Origin of the sequence: Rodentibacter haemolyticus (assembly GCF_015356115.1) — a bacterium.
Lineage (GTDB): Bacteria > Pseudomonadota > Gammaproteobacteria > Enterobacterales > Pasteurellaceae > Rodentibacter > Rodentibacter haemolyticus.
On record NZ_CP063056.1, the window covers coordinates 449,014 to 474,812 of the forward strand.

Annotated in this window: 24 protein-coding genes; 5 read left to right on the forward strand and 19 right to left on the reverse strand. The window is 40.9% G+C overall.

Features of this window, described 5'->3' with window-relative positions:
* The first annotated feature begins 53 nt into the window (after positions 1 to 53).
* Entirely contained in the window at positions 54 to 2,192 is a 2,139-nt protein-coding gene (gene pta / locus IHV77_RS02235; protein WP_194812539.1) for a phosphate acetyltransferase, read from the forward strand.
* A gap of 61 nt (positions 2,193 to 2,253) precedes the next feature.
* Here pta and rnd read toward each other — a convergent pair whose 3' ends face one another.
* The 17 genes from rnd to galT form a co-directional block, all read right to left on the reverse strand.
* Positions 2,254 to 3,408 carry a ribonuclease D gene (gene rnd / locus IHV77_RS02240; RefSeq protein ID WP_194812540.1) on the reverse strand — a complete coding sequence of 385 codons (1,155 nt, stop codon included), beginning with the start codon at positions 3,406 to 3,408 and terminating at the stop codon, positions 2,254 to 2,256.
* A gap of 64 nt (positions 3,409 to 3,472) precedes the next feature.
* On the reverse strand, positions 3,473 to 5,161 hold the full coding sequence (fadD, locus tag IHV77_RS02245; RefSeq protein ID WP_194812541.1) for a long-chain-fatty-acid--CoA ligase FadD: 1,689 nt from the start codon (positions 5,159 to 5,161) through the stop codon (positions 3,473 to 3,475).
* A gap of 45 nt (positions 5,162 to 5,206) precedes the next feature.
* Positions 5,207 to 5,746, reverse strand: coding sequence for a Slp family lipoprotein (locus IHV77_RS02250; protein WP_194812542.1), 540 nt, complete (start codon positions 5,744 to 5,746; stop codon positions 5,207 to 5,209).
* A gap of 25 nt (positions 5,747 to 5,771) precedes the next feature.
* A complete protein-coding gene (gene tsaB / locus IHV77_RS02255) occupies positions 5,772 to 6,482 on the reverse strand; it encodes a tRNA (adenosine(37)-N6)-threonylcarbamoyltransferase complex dimerization subunit type 1 TsaB (protein WP_194812543.1) in 711 nt (236 codons plus the stop codon).
* 12 nt (positions 6,483 to 6,494) lie between these two features.
* On the reverse strand, positions 6,495 to 8,411 hold the full coding sequence (locus tag IHV77_RS02260; RefSeq protein ID WP_194812544.1) for an ATP-dependent DNA helicase: 1,917 nt from the start codon (positions 8,409 to 8,411) through the stop codon (positions 6,495 to 6,497).
* A 373-nt stretch (positions 8,412 to 8,784) separates the two neighbouring features.
* Positions 8,785 to 10,065 (reverse strand): UDP-N-acetylglucosamine 1-carboxyvinyltransferase, encoded by a 1,281-nt coding sequence (murA, locus tag IHV77_RS02265; protein WP_194812545.1) that lies wholly within the window; start codon positions 10,063 to 10,065, stop codon positions 8,785 to 8,787.
* A gap of 15 nt (positions 10,066 to 10,080) precedes the next feature.
* Positions 10,081 to 10,338: a BolA family protein gene (locus tag IHV77_RS02270; RefSeq protein ID WP_194812546.1), complete on the reverse strand. Its 258-nt coding sequence runs from the start codon at positions 10,336 to 10,338 to the stop codon at positions 10,081 to 10,083.
* A gap of 13 nt (positions 10,339 to 10,351) precedes the next feature.
* Complete coding sequence (locus IHV77_RS02275; protein ID WP_194813198.1) at positions 10,352 to 10,681, reverse strand: STAS domain-containing protein; 330 nt, start codon at positions 10,679 to 10,681, stop codon at positions 10,352 to 10,354.
* 10 nt (positions 10,682 to 10,691) lie between these two features.
* A complete protein-coding gene (gene mlaC, locus IHV77_RS02280) occupies positions 10,692 to 11,333 on the reverse strand; it encodes a phospholipid-binding protein MlaC (RefSeq protein WP_194812547.1) in 642 nt (213 codons plus the stop codon).
* A gap of 28 nt (positions 11,334 to 11,361) precedes the next feature.
* Complete coding sequence (mlaD, locus tag IHV77_RS02285; protein ID WP_194812548.1) at positions 11,362 to 11,868, reverse strand: outer membrane lipid asymmetry maintenance protein MlaD; 507 nt, start codon at positions 11,866 to 11,868, stop codon at positions 11,362 to 11,364.
* A 13-nt stretch (positions 11,869 to 11,881) separates the two neighbouring features.
* Positions 11,882 to 12,667: a lipid asymmetry maintenance ABC transporter permease subunit MlaE gene (gene mlaE, locus IHV77_RS02290; protein ID WP_194812549.1), complete on the reverse strand. Its 786-nt coding sequence runs from the start codon at positions 12,665 to 12,667 to the stop codon at positions 11,882 to 11,884.
* Positions 12,664 to 13,458: a phospholipid ABC transporter ATP-binding protein MlaF gene (gene mlaF / locus IHV77_RS02295; protein WP_194812550.1), complete on the reverse strand. Its 795-nt coding sequence runs from the start codon at positions 13,456 to 13,458 to the stop codon at positions 12,664 to 12,666. Before mlaF ends, mlaE begins: the two co-directional genes overlap by 4 nt.
* A gap of 93 nt (positions 13,459 to 13,551) precedes the next feature.
* On the reverse strand, positions 13,552 to 15,090 hold the full coding sequence (gene lnt / locus IHV77_RS02300) for an apolipoprotein N-acyltransferase (RefSeq protein ID WP_194812551.1): 1,539 nt from the start codon (positions 15,088 to 15,090) through the stop codon (positions 13,552 to 13,554).
* 91 nt (positions 15,091 to 15,181) lie between these two features.
* On the reverse strand, positions 15,182 to 16,081 hold the full coding sequence (gene corC, locus IHV77_RS02305) for a CNNM family magnesium/cobalt transport protein CorC (protein WP_194812552.1): 900 nt from the start codon (positions 16,079 to 16,081) through the stop codon (positions 15,182 to 15,184).
* 286 nt (positions 16,082 to 16,367) lie between these two features.
* Positions 16,368 to 17,390, reverse strand: coding sequence for a galactose-1-epimerase (galM, locus tag IHV77_RS02310; protein ID WP_194812553.1), 1,023 nt, complete (start codon positions 17,388 to 17,390; stop codon positions 16,368 to 16,370).
* A gap of 9 nt (positions 17,391 to 17,399) precedes the next feature.
* Positions 17,400 to 18,554 carry a galactokinase gene (galK, locus tag IHV77_RS02315; RefSeq protein ID WP_194812554.1) on the reverse strand — a complete coding sequence of 385 codons (1,155 nt, stop codon included), beginning with the start codon at positions 18,552 to 18,554 and terminating at the stop codon, positions 17,400 to 17,402.
* 124 nt (positions 18,555 to 18,678) lie between these two features.
* Positions 18,679 to 19,752: a galactose-1-phosphate uridylyltransferase gene (gene galT, locus IHV77_RS02320; RefSeq protein ID WP_194812555.1), complete on the reverse strand. Its 1,074-nt coding sequence runs from the start codon at positions 19,750 to 19,752 to the stop codon at positions 18,679 to 18,681.
* 211 nt (positions 19,753 to 19,963) lie between these two features.
* Here galT and IHV77_RS02325 point away from each other — a divergent pair, with 211 nt between their 5' ends.
* From IHV77_RS02325 to mglC, 4 genes are all read left to right on the forward strand, one after another.
* On the forward strand, positions 19,964 to 20,965 hold the full coding sequence (locus tag IHV77_RS02325; RefSeq protein ID WP_194812556.1) for a substrate-binding domain-containing protein: 1,002 nt from the start codon (positions 19,964 to 19,966) through the stop codon (positions 20,963 to 20,965).
* A gap of 159 nt (positions 20,966 to 21,124) precedes the next feature.
* Positions 21,125 to 22,117, forward strand: a complete 993-nt coding sequence (gene mglB / locus IHV77_RS02330; RefSeq protein WP_194812557.1) for a galactose/glucose ABC transporter substrate-binding protein MglB — start codon at positions 21,125 to 21,127, stop codon at positions 22,115 to 22,117.
* Between the two features lie 64 nt (positions 22,118 to 22,181).
* Positions 22,182 to 23,702, forward strand: a complete 1,521-nt coding sequence (gene mglA / locus IHV77_RS02335; RefSeq protein WP_194812558.1) for a galactose/methyl galactoside ABC transporter ATP-binding protein MglA — start codon at positions 22,182 to 22,184, stop codon at positions 23,700 to 23,702.
* A gap of 20 nt (positions 23,703 to 23,722) precedes the next feature.
* A complete protein-coding gene (mglC, locus tag IHV77_RS02340) occupies positions 23,723 to 24,733 on the forward strand; it encodes a galactose/methyl galactoside ABC transporter permease MglC (protein ID WP_194812559.1) in 1,011 nt (336 codons plus the stop codon).
* A gap of 89 nt (positions 24,734 to 24,822) precedes the next feature.
* Here mglC and IHV77_RS02345 read toward each other — a convergent pair whose 3' ends face one another.
* Together IHV77_RS02345 and IHV77_RS02350 are read right to left on the reverse strand one after the other, a co-directional pair.
* On the reverse strand, positions 24,823 to 25,125 hold the full coding sequence (locus IHV77_RS02345) for a hypothetical protein (protein WP_194812560.1): 303 nt from the start codon (positions 25,123 to 25,125) through the stop codon (positions 24,823 to 24,825).
* The gene (locus IHV77_RS02350; RefSeq protein WP_194812561.1) at positions 25,122 to 25,688 is read right to left on the reverse strand and encodes a hypothetical protein; all 567 of its coding nucleotides are present in this window, start codon (positions 25,686 to 25,688) and stop codon (positions 25,122 to 25,124) included. The genes IHV77_RS02345 and IHV77_RS02350 overlap by 4 nt, the downstream gene beginning before the upstream one ends.
* Positions 25,689 to 25,799: the final 111 nt, after the last annotated feature.

Sequence of the window (25,799 nt, forward strand, 5' to 3'; positions counted from 1 at the left end):
GCCGAAGTGTTCGGCAGTTTTTCTTTTCATCACTCAATCTATTAAGGTTTATTATGTCCCGTACAATTATCCTTATCCCTGTTAGTGCCGGCGTGGGCTTAACCAGTGTAAGTCTTGGTCTCATTCAATCGCTTGAACAAAAAGGCGCAAAAGTCGGTTTTATGAAACCTATTTCTCAACCTAATTCCGGTGAAGATCGATTGGATCGCACAACCTCTATCGTTCGCTCCAGCACTACACTTGAAACGGCTGAGCCGTTTATGTTAAGCGTGGCGGAATCATTAATCGGTCAGAATCAATCTGACGTGTTGTTAGAAAAAATTGTTGAAAATCATCAACAACTTTCTAAGAACAACGAAATCATCATCGTTGAAGGCTTAATCCCAACCCGTAAACACGGTTATGCAAACAGCATTAACTATGAAATTGCACAGGCATTGGATGCGGAAATCGTTTTAGTTGCCGCCCCTTCAACAGAAACCTCCGCGGAATTAAAAGAACGTGTGGAAGCAGCGGCTTCATTATTTGGCGGTAAACATAACCCTAATCTCTTAGGTGTTGTCGTCAATAAATTCAACGCACCTATTGATGAATCAGGTCGTACCCGCCCGGATTTAACGGAAATTTTTGATTCTTTCCAACACAGCCATAACAGTGAGGCTGAATTAAACAAGTTGTTTGCAAATAGTGCAATTAAGCTACTTGCCTGTGTACCATGGTCTGCGGATCTCATCGCAACCCGAGCGATCGATTTGGTAAAACATCTCGGTGCAACAATTATTAATGAAGGCGATATCAACCGCCGTATCCGCGGTATCACTTTCTGTGCGAGAAGTTTACCAAATATGGTAGAACACTTCCGTGCCGGTAGTTTATTAGTGGTTTCGGCAGATCGCCCTGATGCGATTGTGGCGGCAGCTTTGGCAGCCTCAAACGGTGTTGAAATCGGTGGTATGCTCTTAACCGGCGGCTATAAAATTGATGCACAAATCAATAAACTTTGCCAACACGTATTTGAAACGACTAAATTGCCAATCTTCCGTATTGAGGGCAATACATGGCAAACCGCATTAAATCTGCAAAGTTTCAACCTTGAAGTGCCGGTTGATGATAAAGAACGTATCGAAAATATTAAAGACTATATGAGCCAACAATTCGATACACAATTTATTGACGGTCTAGTTGCAGCTTCGACACGCTTACGCCGTTTATCGCCACCGGCGTTCCGTTTCCAATTAACCGAATTAGCCCGTGCAGCGAAAAAACGTATCGTGTTACCTGAAGGTGATGAACCTCGTACAATCAAAGCCGCCGTGCTTTGTGCGGAACGTGGTATTGCCGAATGTGTCTTATTAGCCGATCCTGCTTCCGTTCAACGTGTTGCCGAAGCACAAGGCGTTCAATTAGGCAAAGGTATCACCATCATCAATCCTGCTGATGTACGTGAAAACTATGTCGATCGTTTAGTTGAACTCCGTAAAGCAAAAGGAATGACTGAAGCGGCTGCACGTGAACAATTGGAAGATACGGTCGTGCTTGGTACGATGATGTTAGAGGCAAATGAAGTGGACGGTTTAGTATCCGGCGCAGTTCACACCACTGCCAATACGATCCGCCCACCAATGCAAATTATCAAAACTGCGCCGGGTAGTTCAATTGTTTCTTCTATCTTCTTTATGTTGCTACCGGATCAAGTTCTTGTATATGGCGACTGTGCGGTAAATCCGGATCCGACCGCAGAACAATTAGCAGAAATCGCAATTCAATCTGCCGATTCTGCAAAAGCATTCGGTATTGATCCGAAAGTTGCGATGATCTCTTACTCAACCGGTACATCAGGTAGCGGTGCGGATGTAGAAAAAGTTAAAGAAGCGACACGTATCGCAAAAGAAAAACGCCCGGATTTATTAATTGATGGTCCTTTACAATACGATGCAGCCGTAATGGAAGACGTTGCCCGTTCTAAAGCACCTAACTCCCCTGTGGCAGGTAAAGCAACCGTATTCGTATTCCCTGATTTAAACACCGGTAACACCACTTATAAAGCGGTTCAACGTTCTGCCGATTTAGTGTCTATCGGCCCAATGTTACAAGGTATGCGTAAACCGGTTAACGATTTATCCCGTGGTGCGTTGGTCGATGATATTGTGTACACTATTGCATTAACGGCAATTCAAGCGACACAAGCATAATTTAAAACTCATACGAAAATGACCGCACTTTTTGAAGTGCGGTCATTTTTTATGGTAATTTTTAAGATTCGATTGATTTCAATAATGTTAAAAGTTGTAGCCCAATCTCTCTGCGCCAGCCAACTAATAAATCCGGTAACTTATCTTGCGGTTCATTGTGCAGCCAAACCCACTTTATAAGATCTTCTAAACTTCGTTTGCTTGCTAAAATCTCTAATGTTAAACCTTGAGGAGTTAGTTCATAGGCTTTTTCTTGCAACAAACGAATTGCTTTTTTATAACGAGGATCATCCACCACACGCACAATACGCTTAGGATAATCATAAGGAGAAACCCTGCGTGTCTGTGCTAAAAGTTGTAAAATTTTTTTACCACGCACGCGTACTTCGTTATTAGTCAACCCCATTTCAAGCATTTCCGATGTATTACGAGGATTATATTTTGCCACTTTCCATAAATGCTCGGACTTCACAACATAAGACAGTGCCAAATCACGTGCTATTGCCACCTCTTGTCGCCATTGAGCAAGAATTTTCAAACGTGCAAGTTCTAACGGATTCAGTTTCCAAGCATTCGGAATATCCAAATAAGCTTTGTCGGCATCATTTCTTTGTAATTTATTGGCTTTTGCTAAAGCTAATTCGCAATCGGAATGTACCGCCTCCTCCCAAGGAGTTTCTGCCAGTTCTTTCTGTAAACAATGATAAAGCGGTAATAAATACCAGACATCACCGGCGGCGTAATGCAGTTGTGTTTCTGATAAAGGACGCTTGATCCAATTTGTTCTCGTTGCGCCTTTATCCACCTCAACATTTAAATATTGCAACGCCAATTTTGCTAAGCCTACCGAATTTCCCAGACCAAGAAAACGCGCCATAATTTGCGTATCAATCATAGGGCGAGGTAATTGATCAAACTCTTGTAAAAAAACCAATAAATCTTCGCTGCAAGAATGAAGAATTTTCAATACGTTAGAATCAACCAATAATTCTACAAAAGGTGAAAAATCAGTGATACTTAAGGGATCTATAAGGGAAATACGTTCACCATCATAAAGTTGAATAAGCCCGAGTTTTGGGAAATAGGTCGAAACACGTACAAATTCAGTGTCTAAAGCGACCGCACTTTGTTGACGAGCTAAACAGCAAGTTTCCGCCAGTGCTTGGTCTGTCGTGATCAGTGAAAAGCGCGGTTGATTTTGACTTTCTTTTATCATGCTATTATCTCTTAAATTAAAGAACAAAAATGGGACATCGCTATCCCATTATTTAATGATAGGTTTAATGAGCCGACCGCTTAGCCATTTCTTCATCGCGTAATACACGGCGTAAAATTTTACCTACATTTGTTTTCGGCAGTTCATCACGAAATTCGATTTCTTTTGGTACTTTATAGCCGGTTAAATGCTGACGGCAATGTTGACGAAGTTCATCACGCGTCAAACTTTCATCTTTTTTCACAACAAAGATCTTAATTGTTTCACCGGAAACCTCGTTTGGCATACCGATTGCAACCGCTTCCGCCACTTTATAATTAAGCATGACCACATCTTCAATTTCATTAGGATAAACGTTAAAACCGGAAACCAAAATCATATCTTTTTTGCGATCCACGATGCGTAGGCTATAAGATTCATCCATAATGACGATATCGCCCGTCGCCATCCAACCGTCTTTCAAAACTTCACCGGTCGCTTCAGGACGTTGCCAATAGCCCTGCATCACCTGCTCGCCTTTTACCCATAATTCGCCCGGCTCGCCGATTTGCGCTTCAGTGCCATCATCTTTAATAATCTTAATATCCGTATTCGGCACAGGCACACCGATGGTGCCGTTATGCTTGACAACATTTATCGGACAGGCAGCAATCAGAGGGGAACATTCCGTCATACCATAACCTTCGATAATATTACAGCCGGTCAAATCATGCCAACGAGTCGCAACCGATTGTTGAATCGCCATTCCACCACCGACAGAAAGTTTTAATGCGGAAAAATCCACTTCTTTGAAATTTTCATTATTCAATAAAGCATTAAATAACGTATTAACACCGGTAATTGCCTCAAATCGATATTTTTTCAACTCTTTCACAAAGCCATCAATATCACGTGGATTCGTAATTAAAACGGCTGTTACGCCAAGTTCAAGAAAAAGCAAACAGTTCACCGTTAAAGCGAAAACGTGGTAAAGCGGTAGGGCAAGAATAGCAGAACGCATTCTTGAATGATCCCCAATAAAAGGTTCGGCAATCCATTTGGCTTGGAAAACATTAGTAATAATATTGCCATGAGAAAGCATTGCGCCTTTAGCTACCCCGGTTGTCCCCCCCGTATATTGCAAAAATGCCAAGTCGTTACGTGAAACTTCAGGACGAACATATTGACGATATTTACCAATACTTAGCACTTCACGAAAGGTAACGGCATGCGGTAATTTATACTTAGGTACTAATTTTTTAATGTATTTCACTACAAAATTAACCAAAGTACGTTTGCCAAAAGACAGTTGATCGCCCATTCGGGTTAAAATAACGTGTTTAACATTCGTATTGAACACGATTTTTTCAAGTGTCGAAGCAAAATTAGAGACCACGATAATGGCTACCGCACCACTATCTTGTAATTGATGTTCAAGCTCCCGTGGGGTATAAAGCGGATTAACATTCACCGCTATCAGCCCGGCACGTAAAATACCAAAAAGTGCGATAGGATATTGCAATAAATTCGGCATCATTAATGCAACACGATCACCACGTTTCAAGTTAAATTCATTCTGCAAATAAGCGGCAAAAGCACGGCTGCGTTCTTCTAGTTTACGAAAAGTGAGGATTTGTCCCATATTGATATATGCCGGACGATCGGGATGTTCACGCACCGCTTTGTCAAACATATCTAAAATTGATTCATATTTTGACGTATCCAGAACATTGTCCACACCTTCCGGATAATTTTGAAACCAAATTTTTTCCATTTGTTAGCCTTGTTATGTTGGAAAATCAGCAGCAGATTCTATCATTTAATTCAAATAATAGCGAATTTCAGGCTTATCATACCAACGATTGCGCCATCTCCAGAATCCCCAATCGTCCCATTCATCCACCGGATAATAATAGGTTTTTGTTAGCCGCCAAAGACGATAGTTTTCAGTTTGAATAACAGGATAAATATACTCAGCCCGCTCAATTTTGCCCTGTACTTTTCCTGATAATTTACCACCCAATGTGATATAACGATCTTTAAGATTTTCAGGATCAATAAACCCATCAAAATAAGCGATAAAACCTCCGTCAGATTGAGCTTCAATTAAAGGCTGGGCCGAATAATTAGAAACCGGTAAGCTTAACACTTCAATCTTCGTTTTATTCGGTAGAATTTCAGATTGAATAATTTTTCCGCCTAAACGCACCGTTTTACAACGGCAATCTAAGTCTTGAGAGGAAATCTCCTTATAACTTGTAATAGAAAATTGTTCCTTCTCTAATCCTTGGGGTGGGGTAACGCAACCAATCAATAAAAATGAAAGTGCGGTCAAAAATAACAATATTTTTCCTTTCATTTTGATTCTCCTCTTTGTATAAAAATCATTCTCTCCCCGGAAGTTTCTTCCATGTCACTTCATTACGTAAATAAGTCGGTTCGATTTCTAAAGCGGAAATAGTATTCTGTTGTAACCAATCTATCCTTGCTAACTCCAACATATACAAAGCATTTGGCAATTCAATATCACTCCCGAACAATTGTTTTTCCGTAAATTGGGAATACGCATTCCAGCCGGTGCCGACTTTAAAAATGGTTTCATCTGTTAATTGAGCAATCGCTCGCTCCGGTGTGCAAACCTGTTCGGCAACCACTTCCTGCCATTGAAAAAATTCCCCGAAATCCGACCGCACTTTTTCTAACCTCAACTGAGAAAAATAAACTTCATTCATTCTTGCATCAATCGATGCGGCAACATTTTCTACATGATGTAATTCAAAAGCGGCTTGAGCCATAACGGTTAAATTGGAAATAGGGATCAGCGGTAAATCCGCACCAAAGGCTAAACCTTGCGCAATCCCCGCCCCGACACGTACCCCCGTAAAACTACCGGGACCACGACCAAAAGCCAGTGCATCCACCTGATTGAGCCGAATGCCGGAATTTATCAAAATTTCATCAATCATCGGCAAAATACGTTTCGTATGGGTACGTTGTGCCAATTCATTCAAATGTGTTTTTTCACCATTATGTAGTAAGGCAACGGAACAAGCCTCCGTTGAAGTATCTAACGCCAGTAAAGTTAAATTTGTCATTTATTTTCTCAATTATTTATTTTGTAAGAATTGTATCACTTTGTTGAGATCGCGAGTACGTTTGGAGCCAGGTAAACTTTTTAAAAACGTTTCGCCATAATTTCTCATCACAAGGCGATTATCACAAATAATCACGACCCCGCGATCAGTCACATCACGAATAAGCCGACCGACACCTTGTTTTAGTGCGATTACGGCTTCCGGAATTTGAATATCATTAAATGGATCACCGCCCTGCAAACGACAATCTTCAATACGTGCTTTCAGTAAAGGGTCATCCGGTGCGGTAAAAGGCAGCTTATCAATAATGACGAGTGAAAGCGCATCGCCGCGTACGTCCACGCCTTCCCAAAAACTTGAAGTCGCCACCAATACGCTATGAGATTCTTGCGTAAATTGTTCTAATAATTTTCCTTTTGAAGTTTCACCTTGCAAAAGAATAGATAATTCACTCTTTTCTCTAAAATATTCGGCTAAACCACGCATCATAGAATAAGAAGTGCAGAGAACAAAACATCGTCCTTGATTTGCTTCAATCACAGGTAGAAGCATTTCGCCAAGTGATTTTAGGGTATAACTCTGATTGGTATTTGGCAAATAACGAGGTACACAAAGTAGGGATTGCTCAGAATAATTAAAAGGGCTCTGTAAAATTTTCTGCATTGCCTCTTTAATACCAAGGCGTTGGCAGAAATGATTAAAACTTCCTCCCACTTCAAGTGTCGCCGAGGTAAAAATCCAAGCAGCCTCTTTCGTTGATAATTGTTCCCCAAATTTATCCGCAACGGTCAATGGGGTAATGTGCAAGCCGAATTGACGCCCATTCGCTTCAAACCAGTAACAATAACCGACAATATTGGTATCCGCCAAGCGTTTTAATTGGGCTTTAATTGACTCTACACGCTCAAAAATACTATCAAGCGTTTGTGAACGACCGAGCACCAATTTAATCACTTCAGAAAGAAAATCAATTTTTTCTCGTAACAATTCAAAGGCTTTTTTAACCGCACTTTGAGAGTACAATTCTCGCCAATTTCCCCTCACACTACTCCCTGCCCCTAATAAAAGACGAAAATCTTGCGTTACTTTTAATAAAGTGTCGGAAGTCACTCCAAGTTGTTGTAGATTTTTTAATTCCGTGCGGTAAACAATATTAATATCTTTACATAAATCAAAGAGTTGGCGGGATGTAAGGGATTGACCGAAATATTGGCTGGCAATATCCGGCAACTGATGGGCTTCATCAAAAATAATCACTTCGGCGTTAGGAATCAATTCACCGAAACCGCTTTCTTTCACCGCCATATCCGCAAAGAATAAGTGATGATTAGCAACCACAAGATCTGCATTTAGTGCTTTTTTACGGGCATTTGCCACATAACATTCGCTATAATTAGGGCAATCCGTTCCTAAACAACTCTCCGCCGTGCTGGTAAGTTGCGGAATAATAGGGCTATCTTCGGCTAATTCAATACATTCGGTAAAATCACCGGTTTTCGTACTATTATTCCATTTACGTATTTTACTTAAATCAGCCAAAACAGATTTATCGCCAAGCACGCCTTGGGCAATAACTTGATCTAAGCGTTCTAGACAAAGATAATTTGCACGCCCCTTTAATAAAGCAATTTTACCGGAGAATTCGAGCGCTTTTTTAATTGCCGGTAAATCTCGATTAAATAATTGATCTTGAAGATTTTTAGAGCCCGTAGAAATGATGGTTTTCTTACCGAATACCAATGCAGGTGCAAGATAAGCAAAAGTTTTTCCCGTGCCGGTTCCGGCTTCTACAACCAAAGTGGATTTCTGTGCAATCGTTTCACTCACGGCCAATGCCATTTCCAGCTGTTCTGCACGTGGTCGAAAACCTTTGATAGCCCGACTCAACGCCCCCTTATTGGAAAATATCACACTAATCTCATTTTGCATTTTGGCTTAATATTGAAACTAAAAACGGGTAAAAGTGTAACAAATTCTAGGGGACTATTGAATAAAACAACAGTAAAAAGCACAAAAATTATATACCATCGCTCAAGATGATTGTTATGCCTTACAGCATCGTTGGCGGAGCCAATGTTCAAAATCTAAAGATTTTGTGACCGCACTTTTTGTATTTGCGGTACTATGTATCAGTTGCACAAAGAGAATTTTATATCCAATATTTAATTTGGGTAGGGTGCGTTAAGCTTTGCGTAACGCACCGTTTCATCATTAAGCCCTCAACTGACGCGTTACGGCTTCCCCTAACGATATCCTACGATGCTTTGCGCAAGAGCTACATAATACTTTACTTTTGAAATGGTTATTCCTCTGTATTTTGCGCTGAAAAACGCTCAATTCTTGCGCCTAAACAACGAAGCTTTTCTTCAATATGTTCATAGCCGCGATCAATATGATAAATACGATCAACGATGGTTTCACCCGTTGCGATACAGCCTGCAAGCACTAAACTGATAGAAGCCCGTAAATCCGTTGCCATCACTTCCGCACCGGAAAGCTGTTCAACGCCGTGACAAACTGCGGTGTTGCCTTCGATTTCCGCTTTACCGCCCATACGAATAAGCTCCGGAATATGCATAAACCGATTTTCAAAAATGGTTTCTGTGATGATACTTGTTCCTTTCGCCACCATATTTAATAAGGTAAATTGCGCTTGCATATCCGTTGGAAAGCCCGGGTGTGGAGCGGTACGAATGTTTACGGCTTTCGGACGATTGCCGAACATATCCAAAGTGATGGTATTTTCCGTTACATCCACTTGCGCTCCGGCTTCCCGTAATTTATCAATTACGGCATCCAGCGTGTCTGCTTTGGTGTTTTTACAAACCACCCGCCCGCCTGAAATAGCACCGGCGATTAAGAATGTGCCGGTCTCAATACGATCGGGAACAATGCTATGCTCACATCCGGTTAAACGTTCTACCCCTTCAATCGTAATATGATCCGAACCCGCACCACTGATTTTCGCCCCCATTTTGTTGAGAAAATCGGCGGTATCGACAATTTCCGGCTCACGTGCCGCATTTTCAATAACAGTTGTACCCTTTGCAAGGGTTGCCGCCATCATAATGGATAAAGTTGCGCCTACGCTCACTTTTTCCATTACAATACGTGTTCCCTGTAAGCGATCTACCACTTGTGCTTTTACATAGCCTTCTTCAAGCATAATATCCGCACCCATTTTTTCAAGGCCGCTAATATGTAAATCTACCGGGCGTGCGCCAATTGAACAGCCCCCCGGTAAAGATACTTGACCTTGGTGGAAACGTGCGACTAACGGAGCTAATGCCCAAATTGAAGCGCGCATCGTTTTGACTAAATCATAAGGCGCAATAAAATGATCAATTTTTGATGCATTTAGCAATACTGCCCCCGTCTCGTCACGTTCTGCCACTACACCTAATTTACGCAAAATTTTAAGGGTAGTTTCGATATCTTTAAGTTCCGGTACGTTTGTAAGTTTCACCGGCTCAGTGGCTAAGATTGCGGCAAAAAGAATAGGGAGCGCCGCATTTTTAGCACCTGAAATCGTTACAGTACCGCTTAAACGCGACTGACCGCCATAGACACGAAATTTTTCCATAAGAGAAATCCTAATTTAACTGACTTGATGTAAAAGACGATCCCTTTTCCACTTTTCGGTGGTGTAGGTTTTGATGGTTAATGCGTGAATCTCACCGGTGCCGAAATAAGGCATAAGCGGAGCATAAACGGTTTGTTGCTGTTTTAATTTTGACAAGGCGGCAATTTCATCGCTCACGACTATCACACCGAAATGAGCATTCTCACCCTGAGCATAGACTTCATCAACATTTAAAGATTCTTTTAAAATTCGTTCGATTTCTTGCAGTTCCATTCGGATTTCCGTTTTAATGATGATCAATAAAAGCTGCGATCCAATCAGATAAATTGACTAAATCCGCAAGCGTTAATAATTGTTGAGGAGGGTTAACTAAGCGCACTTTTTTATTAGGTAGTCGTTGGCTGCTATGTAAAAAATCACAAAGTAAGGCAAAACCTGCAGAGTCAATTCTTTTGATGCCGCTTAAATCCCATTCGATAATCGGTTGATTTAACTTAGCCTCAGACAAAAAAGAAGCACGTTGTTGCCATAAGGGTAACAACGTGTTACGAGATAGCTCCCCACAAAATCGGAGCGCTATCTTATCATTATTTTGAATTAAATCCCAATTTAACATAGTCATGAGATTATTTTAAGGTGACAGGTTGGGCTGCCGACTTTTGAATTTGTGCGGTTAATGCCTCAATACCTTGCTGGCGTAAAATACCGCTCCATTCGTTTTGTTTGGTAACCACCATACTCACGCCCTCAGCCACCATATCATAGGCTTGCCATTCACCGGTTTTGCTATTTTTACGCCATTTGAAATCTAATTTAATCGGTGCAGCGCCGCCGGTTTGAATGATATTCACACGAATACTCACCAAATTCTTATCGCCCACATCTTTTGCCGGCTCAATTTGAATATTTTGGTTACTATACGCGGTTAAGACTTGCGCATAAGCCTGTTCAATAAAATCACCAAAGGCTTTGAAAAATTTTTCACGCTGTTCCGGTGTCGTTGATTTGAAATGTGAACCCAATACTAAAGATCCGGCATAATTCACTTGCACATAAGGTAGTAGATCATTACGAACAATAGTACGCAAATAATTTGGGTTTTGTTTAATTTTAGCCTGATTATTTTTAATGTCGACAAACAATTTATCCGATGCTTGCTGCATTAAAACATAAGGGCTGGTTTGCGCCGTAGCAGTACGCGTAACAAAAAGTGCGGCCATTACAAAAGTAAAAACGGCAAACCATTTTTTAAACCGAGTAATTTTCATCCTAAATCTCCTAAACGTAGCGTTGTTATTATTTTACTTCAGGCGTTGCATGTTCTGCATTTCCTTCAGATTTTTTATCGCCATAGAGGAATTGACCGATCAGGTCTTCCAACACCATAGCTGATTTTGTATCTTGAATCTGGCTTCCCTCTTTTAGCATTGCGGTTTCACCATCATCAAACCCCATACTTAATGCGATATATTGCTCGCCTAATAATCCCGAAGTTTTAATCGATAAAGAACTATTTTCCGGGATTTCGTTATATTCCTCGTTAATGGCGATATTGACCTTCGGTAAATAGGTTTTCTCATCTAACGAAATACCGCTTACCCGACCAATCACCACACCGCCCACCTTAAGTGGCGCACGGACTTTTAGTCCGCCGATATTATCAAAAGTTGCAGTCACGGTATAAGATTTATTTTCACCAAAACCTTGTACATTTGCCACACGTAAGCCTAAAAAAACCAACGCGCCAATGCCAAGTAATAAAAATAAGCCCACCCAAAATTCATATTTCATCGTTTGTCGCATAAAAATACCCTTTTTAACCGGCCCCAAACATAATAGCTGTTAAGATAAAATCTAACCCGAGTACCACCAAGGAGGCGTGAACTACAGTTCTGGTTGTGGCTTGACTGATACCTTCTGATGTCGGTATACAATCATAGCCGTTGAATAACGCAATCCATACTACCGCAATAGCGAAGAATACGCTTTTAATAAATCCGTTAAGAATGTCATAGCTCCAGCTTACCGCATTTTGCATAACCGACCAAAAGCTACCGGCATCCACACCTTTCCAATCTACCCCTACAAGAGAGCCCCCCCAAATACCAATGGCAATAAAGATAATGGAAAGAATCGGCATTGCGATGATCCCCGCCCAAAATCTGGGCGCAATCACTCGGCGAAGCGGATCAACCGCCATCATTTCTAGACTTGAAAGCTGTTCCGTCGCTTTCATTAAGCCGATTTCGGCAGTAAGCGCAGAACCCGCCCGACCGGCGAATAAAAGTGCGGTTACAACCGGACCTAATTCCCTCAAAAGCGAAAGCGCCACAAGTTGCCCAAGACTGGTTTCGGCAGAAAAATCCACCAATACCACATAACCTTGTAAACCTAGCACCATACCGATAAATAAACCGGAAAGCATCACAATGAGTAAGGATTGTACGCCTAAAACATACAGTTGCTTAACTAGCAGAGGGAAATGTTTACGAACTTGCGGTTTCCCTAGCAATGCACCGAATAACATAAACCCCGCACGCCCTAAGGCACGGAAAAAACGGATTACAGTACTGCCGAGGGAAGAAATCATATGAACTATCATTGAAATAATTCCTCCGCATAATTATTCGCCGGATAATGGAATTTCACCGGACCGTCCGCTTCCCCTTTCAAGAATTGCAACACTTGCGGATCCTTACTTTCAAGTAATTGCTCGGAAGTCCCCTCTGCAATAACGTGTTTATCCGCAATAATATAAGCATAGTCGGCAATACTTAATACTTCCTGCACATCATGGGAAACCACTATAGACGTGAGGTTCAAGGCTTCATTCAAACGTTTAATCAAACTGACGATAACCCCCATACTAATGGGATCCTGTCCTGTAAAAGGCTCATCAAACATAATTAAATCAGGATCTAATGCAATCGCACGCGCCAATGCGGCACGGCGCGCCATACCGCCTGAAAGTTCGGACGGCATTAATTTTGCCGCGCCACGCAACCCCACCGCTTCCAATTTCATTAGCACAATTTGGCGAATCAGACTTTCCGGTAAACGGGTATGTTCACGAATAGGAAATGCCACGTTATCAAACGTGGAAATATCCGTAAAAAGCGCACCGGATTGAAATAACATTCCCATACGTTTACGCACTTCATAAAGCTCACGATTGGAAAGACGACAAATATCTTTATCGTCAAACCGAATTTCCCCCTGTTCCGGGTGTAATTGCCCGCCGATTAACTTTAGTAGCGTGGTTTTCCCGATCCCTGACGGCCCCATAATGGCCGTAATTTTGCCCTTTTGGACTTTTAGATTCAGGTTATCGTAAATCACCCGCTCACCCCGTTTAAAGGTCAGGTTTTTGACTTCAATTAGATTTTGCTTCATTAAAATCTCATTTCTGTTAAATGATTTAAAAAAACCACTAATAATATCAATATGATGATGAGTAACCCCATCAATAAAGTGCGGTCGTTTTGACTATTGTTTTTGTGAAAGGTTCATCTTACGGTGAACAACCCCCATAATACCGCGCAACACTAAAAACAATAACATCAAACCATAAAGCGGCAGATTACCAAGCACCGAATAAGGCGTTTTGCCTTCGGTCGGCGCAATTTTGCGGGTTAATGTCGTTTCCACAAACTGAGGCGCTTGCGCCAAAATCTGCCCTTTTTCCCCAATAAACACGGTGATCCCCGTGTTAGTTGCACGAACCAAAGGCTTGCCTAATTCCAAAGCCCGCATTCTTGCCATTTGTAAATGCTGCCAAGGCCCAATAGAATCCCCAAACCACGCATCATTAGAAATGGTAAGTAAATAATCCGAGTCTTTTTTCAGATTTTCACGCACTTGCTCACCAAAAATAATTTCGTAGCAAATAGCCGGTGAAAAAGCACGATGCTTAGCCAACAAAGAAGGCTGTATCGCCTCACCGCTTTGGAAAGCGGACATCGGCAAATTAAAAACGGAATTTAACGGGCGCAATAAATTTTCTAACGGCACGTATTCGCCAAAAGGCACAAGATGGTGCTTGGCATAACGATTCACAGTATCTAATTGATAAGGAAAATCAGGGTTCCCTGCGGTCACAATCGAATTAAGCAACTTACCGGATTTATCATCCTGATACACCGTCCCCACCATAATTTCAGTTTTTGTTTCCCTTGCCGAACGATCAAGAGTTTCAAAAAACGGCACTATCGCATTTTCAAGGGTCGGCAAAGCCGATTCCGGCAGAATAATCAGATCGGTTTTCCCTAAATTTTCAGCAATTAATTTCTGATAAATTTCTAATGTGGAATAAAAATAAGCAGGATCCCATTTCAAATTCTGTTCAATATTCCCCTGCACTAAAGTAATAGAAATGGCTTTATCATCCACTGATTTCACAAAATCAATACGTGATGAATATGCGCTTAATCCCCCCACAACCGCTAACAACAAGAGATTTGTGAGCATCAACTTCATATTTTTTGCGCGAAATAAAGCAAAAACAGCATTAAAAATAACCGCACTTGCCCATACGACAAAAAAGGTTAAACCCGTTACACCAAAAATCGGGGCGATCCCTGAAAACGGGCCGTCGATTTGTGTATAACCGAACTGCAACCAAGGAAAACCGGTAAAAATCCAACCTCGTAGGAGCTCGGTAAATGTCCAAATGACGGCAAAAATGACCGCACTTTGAACTTGAAAACGCTTCACAATATAGGTGAAAAGCATTGGGTAAAGGGCAAGATAAGCGGAAAGTAACCCCACCAATAAATAACTTAACCCTAAAGATGCCCCGCCAAATTGATGAATGCTGACATTCAACCAATTTACACCAAAGCAGAAAAAAGCCATAGACCATAAAAATGAGCCTAAAAGTGCGGTCGATTTCTTCGGTGTTTTCGCCACATAAAGTAAACCGATAACGGATATATACGCCAATCCCCAATAATCAAAGGGAGAAAAAGCATAAACGCCGAGAACACCGGAAATGATGGCAATAAGATAAACAGAATATTTCTTCATAAAAAATGAGGGGCGTATGCCTACGCCCTTTGATGTATCAATTTAAAAATAAACGTATGTAAATACGCACGATAAAAACGGAGAAAACAGATTATGCCGTTTTTTCTTCCGCAGCTTCCATCTCCGATAAACGCTCATCCGGTACGGTAACGCGAAGCTGAATTAAGCGGCGACTATCTGCGGAAGTTACTTTAAATTGCAGATTTTCTAAAGTAATTTCTTCACCGCGTTTCGGCAAATAACCGAAAGCCTGCATCACTAAACCGCCGATCGTATCCACTTCTTCATCATCAAAACGGGTGTTGAATTGAGCGTTAAAATCATCAATATCGGTTAACGCACGCACCGCATAGGTATGACGTGAAAGCTGGCGAATATCGGCGATTTCTTCTTCATCAAATTCATCTTCAATATCACCCACAATTTGTTCCAAAATATCTTCAATCGTCACCAACCCGGATACCGCCCCAAATTCATCGACCACAATCGCCATATGAAAACGCTCCGAACGGAAATCTTTCAACATTCTATCGACACGTTTACTCTCCGGCACGATTACCGCCGGGCGTAAAAGTTTCGATAAATCAAATTCTTCCGCATCTTCACGCAAAAATTTCAGTAAATCTTTCGCATGCAAAATACCGGCGATGTTATCACGATCATCCGAATCGGCAATAACAGGGAAACGTGAATGCGCCGATTCGATAATCGTATTTAGACAGACACTTAAATCTTCTTGCTCTTCAATAAAAACAATTTGAGAACGTGGGATCATAATATCACGCACACGAAGCTCGGCAATTTCCATCACGCCTTCAATCATTTCACGAGTGTTTTGATCGATGAGATCATTTTGTTCGGAATCACGAATCACCTCGACAAGCTCTTCACGATTTTTTAGTTCGCCTTGAAAAAAGCGACTAAATAAAGATTGGAAAAAAGGTTTTTTAATACCTTCTGATTGAGTTGAGTTTTGCTGTTCTTCGTTCATATTCGTCTTAGCAGTCTATTTTCATTTCCACAAGAGAACCGTTATTCTACAAGCTAAGTGATATAAAAGTAAGCTAAATTTGCAGAAGTGCGGTAAAAAACACCGATATTATGTAGCACTTACACAAAACGGAGCAGGGTGTGCCAGCCAAAGGTGTAACGCATCGTTAACCCTAAGTTCGGTGCGTTACGGCCAGCCTGACGCCCCTACATTTGAATCAAAAACTGCCTTTTGTGCAAGTGATGCGCAACACCGAAAAACACATTCATTTTTTACCGCATTTTTCTTATAAGAACTTAAACTCCGTCCACTGATAATATCGTTCTCCGGCTTTTTGAATGCCGCCGTAATTTTGCCATTCGGGATGATTCGGCGTATCCGGCAGGCATTGGGTTTCTAATGCGATACCTGAAAAATCGCCGTACTGTTCACCGTTTCGTGTTGGTGTACCGGCAAGATAATTTCCGGTGTAAACCTGTAATGCCGCCTGAGAGGTACGTACTTCTAAACTTAAATCACCCTTTGGTGAAACAAGCAATACGCACGGTTTTTGCCAAGCTTTATTGACAATGAAGGAATGATCGTATCCCTTTACAATCTGTTGCTCGTCCTGTAAAAAATCCCGCTTGATCGGTTTTGCAATACGAAAATCAAAACTTGTCCCCACCACGTGTTTTAGCGGGGAGTTAGGGATACCTTCGCTATCTACCGGTAAATAGAAATCGGCATTTAAGCGTAGGCTGTGATTACGTACATCGGAGCCTTGTTCGGCATTTTCTAAATTAAAATAAGCATGATTGGTGAGATTTAAAGCGGTATCTTTATCGCTTACGCCTTCATATTCGATTTTTACGCTATTTTCCTCCGTGAGACTGTATGTCGCCGCCACTTCTACATTACCGGGAAAGCCTTGATCGCCGTCAGCGGAAAACAGAGAAAAACGTACGAAATTTTCACCGCACTTTTCAATCGCCCAACGTCGTTTGCCAAAACCTTCACCGCCATGCAGTTGGTGTTTCCCTTGATTTGCTGCAAGATGAATTTTCTCCCCTTTTAATTCAAATTGCGCATTGGCAATACGATTTGCATAACGCCCCACACTTGCACCTAAATAGGCTTGCTGGACGGGATAATCTTCGATTTTACAGCCCAGCAATACTTCTCGTAATCCGCCGTTCACCGGTATTTGGCAAGAAAGCCAAGTCGCTCCCCAATCCATCAATTTGATGCACATTCCTTTTTGATTTTGTAAGGTTATAACTTGGTACGGCGCACCATCAGGTGCATTGAAAACTGTTTTTTCAATCATCATTTTCCCTTAAATCACACGCACACCTTGCGATGCGGTACAGACATAAAATGTTTCCTTTAATCCTGTCGTTTTTTCATAATTTTCGGCGATAATCTTACGTACGGATTCGACTTGAGAATGTGACGTAAGCGCAACGATACAACCGCCGAAACCGCCCCCAGTCATCCGAACACCGCCGTTTTTTCCAATAATGAGCCGAGCAAGCTCAACAAGGTAATCGATCTGCGGGACGGTAATTTCAAAATCATCACGCATTGAATCGTGCGATTGCCCCATTAATTCGCCTAAGCGGGTTAAATCATTATTTTTTAAAGCTTGTACTGCATCCAGTACACGTTGATTTTCCGTCACAACATGGCGTGCGCGCTTTGCCACGAAAGGATCAAGTGCGGTCAATTCCGCTTCCTTTTCTTTAAATTGCGCCACGGATACATCACGCAAGGCTTTTACGCCGAAAAATTCGGCTGCCCGTTCACATTGTCGGCGGCGGGTATTGTATTCTCCCGTCACTAAATCATGGGGAACATTGGAATTAACGATAATGACGGCCACATCATTCGGCACGGGGGTCGGTAGGGTTTCAAGGCTACGGCAATCAATCATTAACAGATGATCTTTTTGTCCGAGTGCCGAAATAAGCTGATCCATATTGCCACAATTTGCGCCTACAAATTGGTTTTCGGCTTTTTGACCGTTAAGGGCGATATCCGTATGAGAAAGCGGTAAATTCCCTAATTGCTGACAAAACTTTCCGACTGCCACTTCCAAGGCGGCGGATGAACTCAATCCCGATGAAAGCGGCACGTTACCGGAAATTACAAGATTTGCACCTTGTTTAAAATCAGGGCAACGTTCTTGAATAAATTTCACCACACCACGCACGTAATTTGCCCATTTATGGGGACTTTTTTCGATCTTGCCATCAAGAGAAAACTCATCGGCTTCCTGAAGATCCGCCGCATAAACTGTCCAACGATGATCATCGCGTTTTATGCCGCTAACAGCCGTACCAAAATTAATGGCACAGGGCATCACAAAGCCATCATTATAATCGGTATGTTCACCAATGATATTGACTCGCCCCGGGGCATAAGTCGTTAATGTTGGTTGAATTTTGAATTTTTGAGTGAAGATTTGTTGAGCTTGTTGGATTGGCGTCATATTATTTTCCTTACGAAATGCTTCGCATAATGAATGCTTTTCGATAAAATGTCGTTTCTTTCTTTGAGGAAATAGGCTATATCAATTGGTTTTCCCCAAAGGAACATTGCTAACCGTGGGCTATTTATTCTCCCGCTTCCCTACGAACAAAAGCCTCTTTTTCCTTATAATGAACCTCAGGCAAACTTCTCAATCTTTCCGCGGCCTGCTCCGCCGTCAAATCCCGCTGGCTTTCACCAAGCATTTCATACCCTACCATAAATTTACGTACGGTTGCAGAACGTAATAGAGGCGGATAGAAATGAGCGTGAAGTTGCCAATGTTCATTATCTTCATTATTAAATGGTGCAGCGTGAAAGCCCATTGAGTAAGGGAATGAGGTTTCAAATAAATTGTCGTATTTCGTTGTCAGTTTCTTCAGCATCAGGGCTAAATCTTTTGCTTGCGCATCGGTGAGTTCCGTCAAACGTTTTACGTGGGTCTTTGGAAGCAACAAGGTTTCAAAAGGCCATACAGCCCAATAAGGCACAAGCGCAACCCAATGTTCGGTTTCCACAACAATACGTTCTTTTAGTGCCAATTCACGTTTTACGTAATCCACTAACATGACAGAACCCTGTTTATTCAGATAATCACGCTGCGTGCGATCTTCACGGGTGACTTCATTTGGTAAAAAACTATTCGCCCAGATTTGACCGTGCGGGTGCGGATTAGAACAGCCCATCACCGCCCCTTTATTCTCAAAAATTTGCACCCAAGGGTATTTTTGTCCGAGTTCAAGAATCTGTTCTTGCCAAACTTTAATCACCTCTTCAATTTCAAGTGCGGTCAATAATGGCAGTGTTTTGCTGTGATCCGGCGAGAAACAAATGACGCGGCTTTCGCCACGGGCTTGTGAAGATTGAAAAAGGGGATCATTGGATTTTTCAGGTTCCGGTGTATTTTCAAGCAATGCGGAAAAATCATTTTTAAACACATAAGGTTTGTGATAATCAGGATTCGGTTCACTGGTAATGCGTTTATTACGGGGGCAAAGATAACAATCGGGATCATAGCTTGGTTTTTGCTCTTCACTCGTTTTTTCTTGCTGACCTTGCCATGGGCGTTTAGCACGATGCGGCGAAACCAATACCCATTGATCAATTAGAGGATTATAGCGGCGATGCGGATGATCTGTCGGTTCAAATATTTCGCTCATTTAAAGCTCCTTTATCATTGTAAACGGTTACATAAAATAATATTCATAAGATAGCAAATTAGAAAAAATAAACCGTGATCTATATCACAAAATAAAAATATAGCCGAATTTTTTTGTGATCTCGGTTACAAATAAAAAAGTAAGCGTTTCCAATTTTATTGAAAAATCGTTATGATAACATCATAGCCACTGAATAAATGAGCCTATTGTTATGAGTACTATCCATGATGTTGCCGAACTTGCCAATGTTTCTGTCGCCACAGTATCCCGCGTTTTACATAATCACACTTCCGTCAGCCCCAAAACACGTATTGCCGTTCAAAATGCGATTGCCCAATTAAGTTATCAACCCAATGCAAATGCACAAGCGCTTGCCATACAAAATACCGATACTATCGGCGTTGTCGTCACAGATGTAACCGATACTTTTTTTGCCATTCTTGTTAAAGCCGTAGATAAGGTGGCGGAGCTGCATAATAAAAGTATTTTAATCGGTATAGGATACCATCACGCAGAAAAGGAACGTGAGGCTATCAATACCTTACTGCGTAAACGTTGTAGTTGTTTAGTCGTCCATTCTAAAGCGCTTTCTGATGAAGAATTAATCGGTTACTTAGAAAAAGTACAGGGTATGGTTATTATTAATCGGGTTATCAAAGGATATGAAAATCGCTGCGTGAGTTTAGATAATCAAAAAGGAACTTACCTTGCCACGGAAATGCTTATTCGCTATGGGCATAAAAAAATTGCGTATATCGGCTCGGATCATGCTATTTCTGACGAAGCGGAACGTAAAATCGGCTATCTTAAGGCATTAAAAGCGCATAATTATCCTATCGTTGAACATGCCATCACCCATAATTCGCCCGACTTTGAGGGCGGCGAACAGGCTATGATCGATTTACTCAGTTACAACAAGGACTTAACGGCAGTTGTCGCATATAACGACTCTATGGCGGCGGGGGCAATTTCCGTATTAAATGAAAACAATATCAATGTACCAAGTCAATTTTCCATTATTGGCTTTGATGATATGCCAATTGCACGCTATCTCATTCCAAAATTAACAACAATTCGCTATCCTATTGATTTAATGGCAACTTATGCCGCTAATTTGGCCTTAAGCTTAGTTGATGAAAACATTCTTCCGCCGGCAATAATCCAATTTAATCCTACATTAGTACGTCGCTTTTCTGTCGAATCTATTGATTAAATTGTGATGAAGGTCACAAATTTTAATATTTTTTGTAATCGTTTCCATTTATGTGAGTTTGATCACAGATTAAAGCATACTTGTTAAGTATAATCCCTTGCGAGTTGTGGTAATGAGCAACAAGTTTAATTAACATCAACCTTCCCATAGGAGCGTTTTATGAAAAGAACAGTACTAAGTGCGGTCGCATTAGCAGTAGGTTTAGGCGCAGCGACAGCAAGCAATGCGGCTGATACCCGTATCGGTGTAACCATTTACAAATATGACGATAATTTTATGTCATTAATGCGTAAAGAAATTAAGAAAGAAGCCGAAGCATTAAAAGGCATCGAATTGTTAATGAACGATTCCCAAAACGCACAGTCCATTCAAAACGACCAAGTTGACGTATTACTTTCAAAAGGCGTAAAAACCCTCGCAATCAACTTAGTTGACCCGGCAGCCGCACCAACGATTATCGGTAAAGCAAAATCAGATAATGTTCCTGTCGTTTTCTTTAATAAAGATCCGGGGGCGAAAGCAATTTCCTCTTATGATAACGCTTACTATGTAGGAACTGATCCGAAAGAATCAGGCTTAATTCAAGGTGATTTAATTGCCAAACAATGGAAAGCAATGCCTGCATTGGATTTGAATAAAGACGGTAAAATTCAGTATGTGCTCTTAAAAGGCGAACCCGGTCACCCTGATGCCGAGGCCCGTACCAAATACGTAATTGAACAATTAAATGCACAAGGGATTCAAACCGAACAACTCTTCATTGATACCGGTATGTGGGATGCTGCAATGGCAAAAGATAAAGTCGATGCATGGTTATCCAGTTCTAAAGCCAATAGCATTGAAGTTATCATTTCAAACAATGACGGTATGGCAATGGGCGCACTTGAAGCAACAAAAGCACATGGTAAAAAATTACCAATCTTCGGTGTAGATGCGTTACCCGAAGCACTACAACTTATCAAGAAAGGCGATATTGCAGGTACCGTATTAAATGATGGCGTAAACCAAGGTAAAGCAGTTGTTCAACTTGCAAATAATCTTTCTCAAGGAAAACCGGCAACCGAAGGTACTAAATGGGAATTAAAAGATCGTGTTGTACGTATTCCTTATGTAGGAATAGATAAGGACAATTTGACCGAGTTCTTAAAATAAAAATTAATGTTGTAATCTTTAGGGGAGTGCCCAACAGCCTCCCCTATTTCAAATGAGGTTGGATATGACAGCTCAAAATTCAAGTCAAGGCAGCCAAGTGCTGCTTACTATGACGAATGTCTGCAAGTCCTTTCCCGGTGTAAAAGCCTTAGATAACGCAAACTTAACTGTCCGCTCGCACTCAGTCCACGCGTTAATGGGAGAAAATGGTGCGGGAAAATCCACATTATTAAAATGCTTGTTTGGCATTTACGCCAAAGATGAAGGCGAAATTCTTTTTCTTGATAAGCCCGTGAACTTTAAAACCTCAAAAGAAGCCCTAGAAAATGGGATTTCAATGGTTCACCAAGAACTTAATTTAGTACGTCAAACCAGTGTAATGGATAATCTGTGGCTAGGTCGTTATCCGCTTAAAGGACCTTTTGTTGATCACACAAAAATGTACCGTGATACCAAAGCAATTTTTGATGAATTGGACATTGATATCGATCCAAAAGAAAAAGTCGCTAAACTCTCCGTATCACAAATGCAGATGATTGAAATTGCAAAAGCATTTTCATATAACGCCAAAATCGTCATTATGGACGAGCCCACCTCTTCACTTTCGGAAAAAGAGGTAGAGCATCTATTTAAAATTATTCAAAAATTAAAAGATCGCGGTTGCGGCATCATTTATATTTCTCACAAAATGGACGAAATCTTTAAAATTTGTGATGAAATTACTATTCTTCGAGACGGAAAATGGATCAATACCGTACCGGTCAAAAGTTCTACAATGGAACAAATCGTTGCCATGATGGTAGGTCGTGAATTAACGCAGCGTTTCCCGGAAAAAACAAACGTACCGAAAGAGGTAATTTTGGAAGTTGAACACCTTACAGCGGTAAATCAACCCTCTATCCAAGATGTTTCCTTTGAATTGCGTAAAGGGGAAATTCTAGGCATTGCCGGACTTGTAGGTGCAAAACGAACCGATATCGTGGAAGCCATTTTCGGTGTACGCGAACTCCAAAAGGGGACGATTAAATTACATGGAAAAACAGTAAAAAATCGAACCGCACTTGAAGCGATTAATAATGGTTTTGCCTTAGTCACCGAAGAGCGACGTTCCACAGGAATCTATTCAAATTTAAGTATTGAATTCAATTCTTTGATTTCGAATATGAAATCCTATCTCAATCCTTTTGGGCTACTGAACAATAAAAAAATGCGCAGTGATACTCAATGGGTAATTGATGCGATGAATGTAAAAACCCCATCTCACAAAACTGCAATAGGTTCTCTTTCCGGAGGAAACCAACAAAAAGTGATTATTGGTCGTTGGTTATTAACTCAACCTGAAATTCTGATGCTTGATGAACCAACCAGAGGCATCGACATTGGTGCAAAATTTGAGATTTATCAGCTTATTCAAGAACTCGCTAAAAAAGATAAAGGAATCATTATAATTTCATCAGAAATGCCTGAATTATTAGGAATAACAGATCGAATTTTAGTCATGAGTAACGGAAAACTAGCCGGTGTTGTGGAAACCGCAAAAACCTCTCAAGAAGAAATTTTGCAATTAGCCGCAAAATATTTATAAAAACACAAGGAACAGATATTATGAGTGCCTTAGAAAAAAATAAATCCTTTGATTTCTTAAAACAAAATGCTATTTATTTTGTGCTGTTGATTCTGCTCGGCATCATCATTGCACAAGATCCAACCTTCTTAAACTTGATGAATTTCAGTAATATTTTAACCCAATCTTCCGTGCGTTTAATTATAGCTCTCGGAGTCGCGGGCTTAATCGTTACGCAGGGAACGGACTTATCTGCCGGTCGTCAGGTGGGTCTAGCGGCTGTGATCTCCGCAACAATGTTACAAGCCGTTGATAATGTTAACCGTGTCTTCCCTGATTTAGGTCAAATTCCGATTCCTGTGGTTATACTTGTTGTTTGTGCAATCGGTGGATTAATCGGTTTATTTAACGGTTTAGTGGTTGCTTATCTCAATGTCACGCCATTTATTGCCACTATGGGAACCATGATCATCGTTTATGGTGCAAATTCTCTCTACTATGATGCGGTGGGAGGTTCTCCAATCGCCGGTTTCAGTGAAGAATTTTCAACCTTTGCTCAAGGTTTCTTCCGATTCGGTTCGTTCAAACTCTCTTACATCACTATTTATGCGGCTATCGCCACCTTCTTTATGTGGATATTATGGAATAAAACCCGCTTCGGTAAGAATGTTTTTGCGATTGGGGGAAATCCGGAAGCGGCTAAAGTTTCAGGTGTAAACGTCGCCAAAAACCTTGCGCTTATTTATATGATCTCAGGTATCTTCTATGCATTCGGAGGAATGTTGGAAGCCGGTCGTATCGGTAGCGCCACCAACAACCTAGGTTTTATGTATGAAATGGACGCTATTGCAGCTTGTGTAGTGGGCGGTGTCTCTTTTGCAGGTGGCGTAGGAACTATCATCGGTGTAGTAACAGGGGTATTAATCTTTACCGTGATTAACTACGGTTTAACCTATATCGGTGTGAACCCTTACTGGCAATACATCATTAAAGGTAGCATTATTATTCTTGCTGTTGCGATAGATTCTCTGAAATACGCGAAGAAAAAATAAGGCATAGTGAACAAAAATAAAAACTTGATAAAAACAAACCGCACTTTATGTGCGGTTTGTTTTTAGAGATAAAAATAAACTATTTCTTGTTACCAGTAACGATGATGATAGCCACGATAATAACCAAATCCGACACTTGGCATAACCACAACCGGTGCAGATTGACGATATCGCACTTTAGGGCGGGAATCACTCGCATTTACTTTTATCGGATCATCAATATCTCTTGCGGCGTTTGCTTTCTGTTCTGCGGTTACCGTATTTCCGCTCGCAACGCGGGCCTGATACTCTTGAACTGTTTTCATATCATAAACGCCATTATCTTGTTGATGTTGCGTTGAACCGCAAGCAACAAGAAACACTATAGGAAATATAATCAATAATTTTTTCATTTTTTACCCGGTTTACAAATTGTTTTATCCAAAAACGCTTTACTTATATCAATTTTATCCTTAACGGTTTGCTCTATTTTTCCTTCTTCCCGTTTACGAATTTTTTTCTCTAATTGAGCATTGTTAATTACATAAACAGGGGCATACCTCAAATTTGTCGAATTTTTTTCTTTATAGATTGAAGCACCTGTAATTCCACCATAATACTGACTCTTATCCCCACGATTGACATAATTGCTAGTCGTATTCGTAAAATCCACACCATAGTTGCCTTCAAAGCCATCACATATCCCTGCGTTAGAAACAAAAACACTATGAGAAGAAAATTCCTCATTCACAACATAAACCGAAAACTCAATGCTACCGGCTAATTTTTTAGTATCTTGGAGTGAGTTCTCCGGTTCTAAAGTTTCTTGGGTTTTAGAATCAACATAGCGGACTAAATTTCCAACCTCTTCTGTTTCTCTATCTGTTTGTGATGTGTTTGCAAAAGTTGAAAAAGAAAAAGTCGATAAAGTAGAAAAAAACAAAAGGGAAATATTTATTTTCTTACGGCAACTCATACGTATAATCCTTTTATTACCACTAGTTCTATTAAGTTTTATAAATACTTCCCTTTCTTAAAAGAAAGATACCTCATTAGAGTTAAATCTTCAACAAATAAATATCAATAA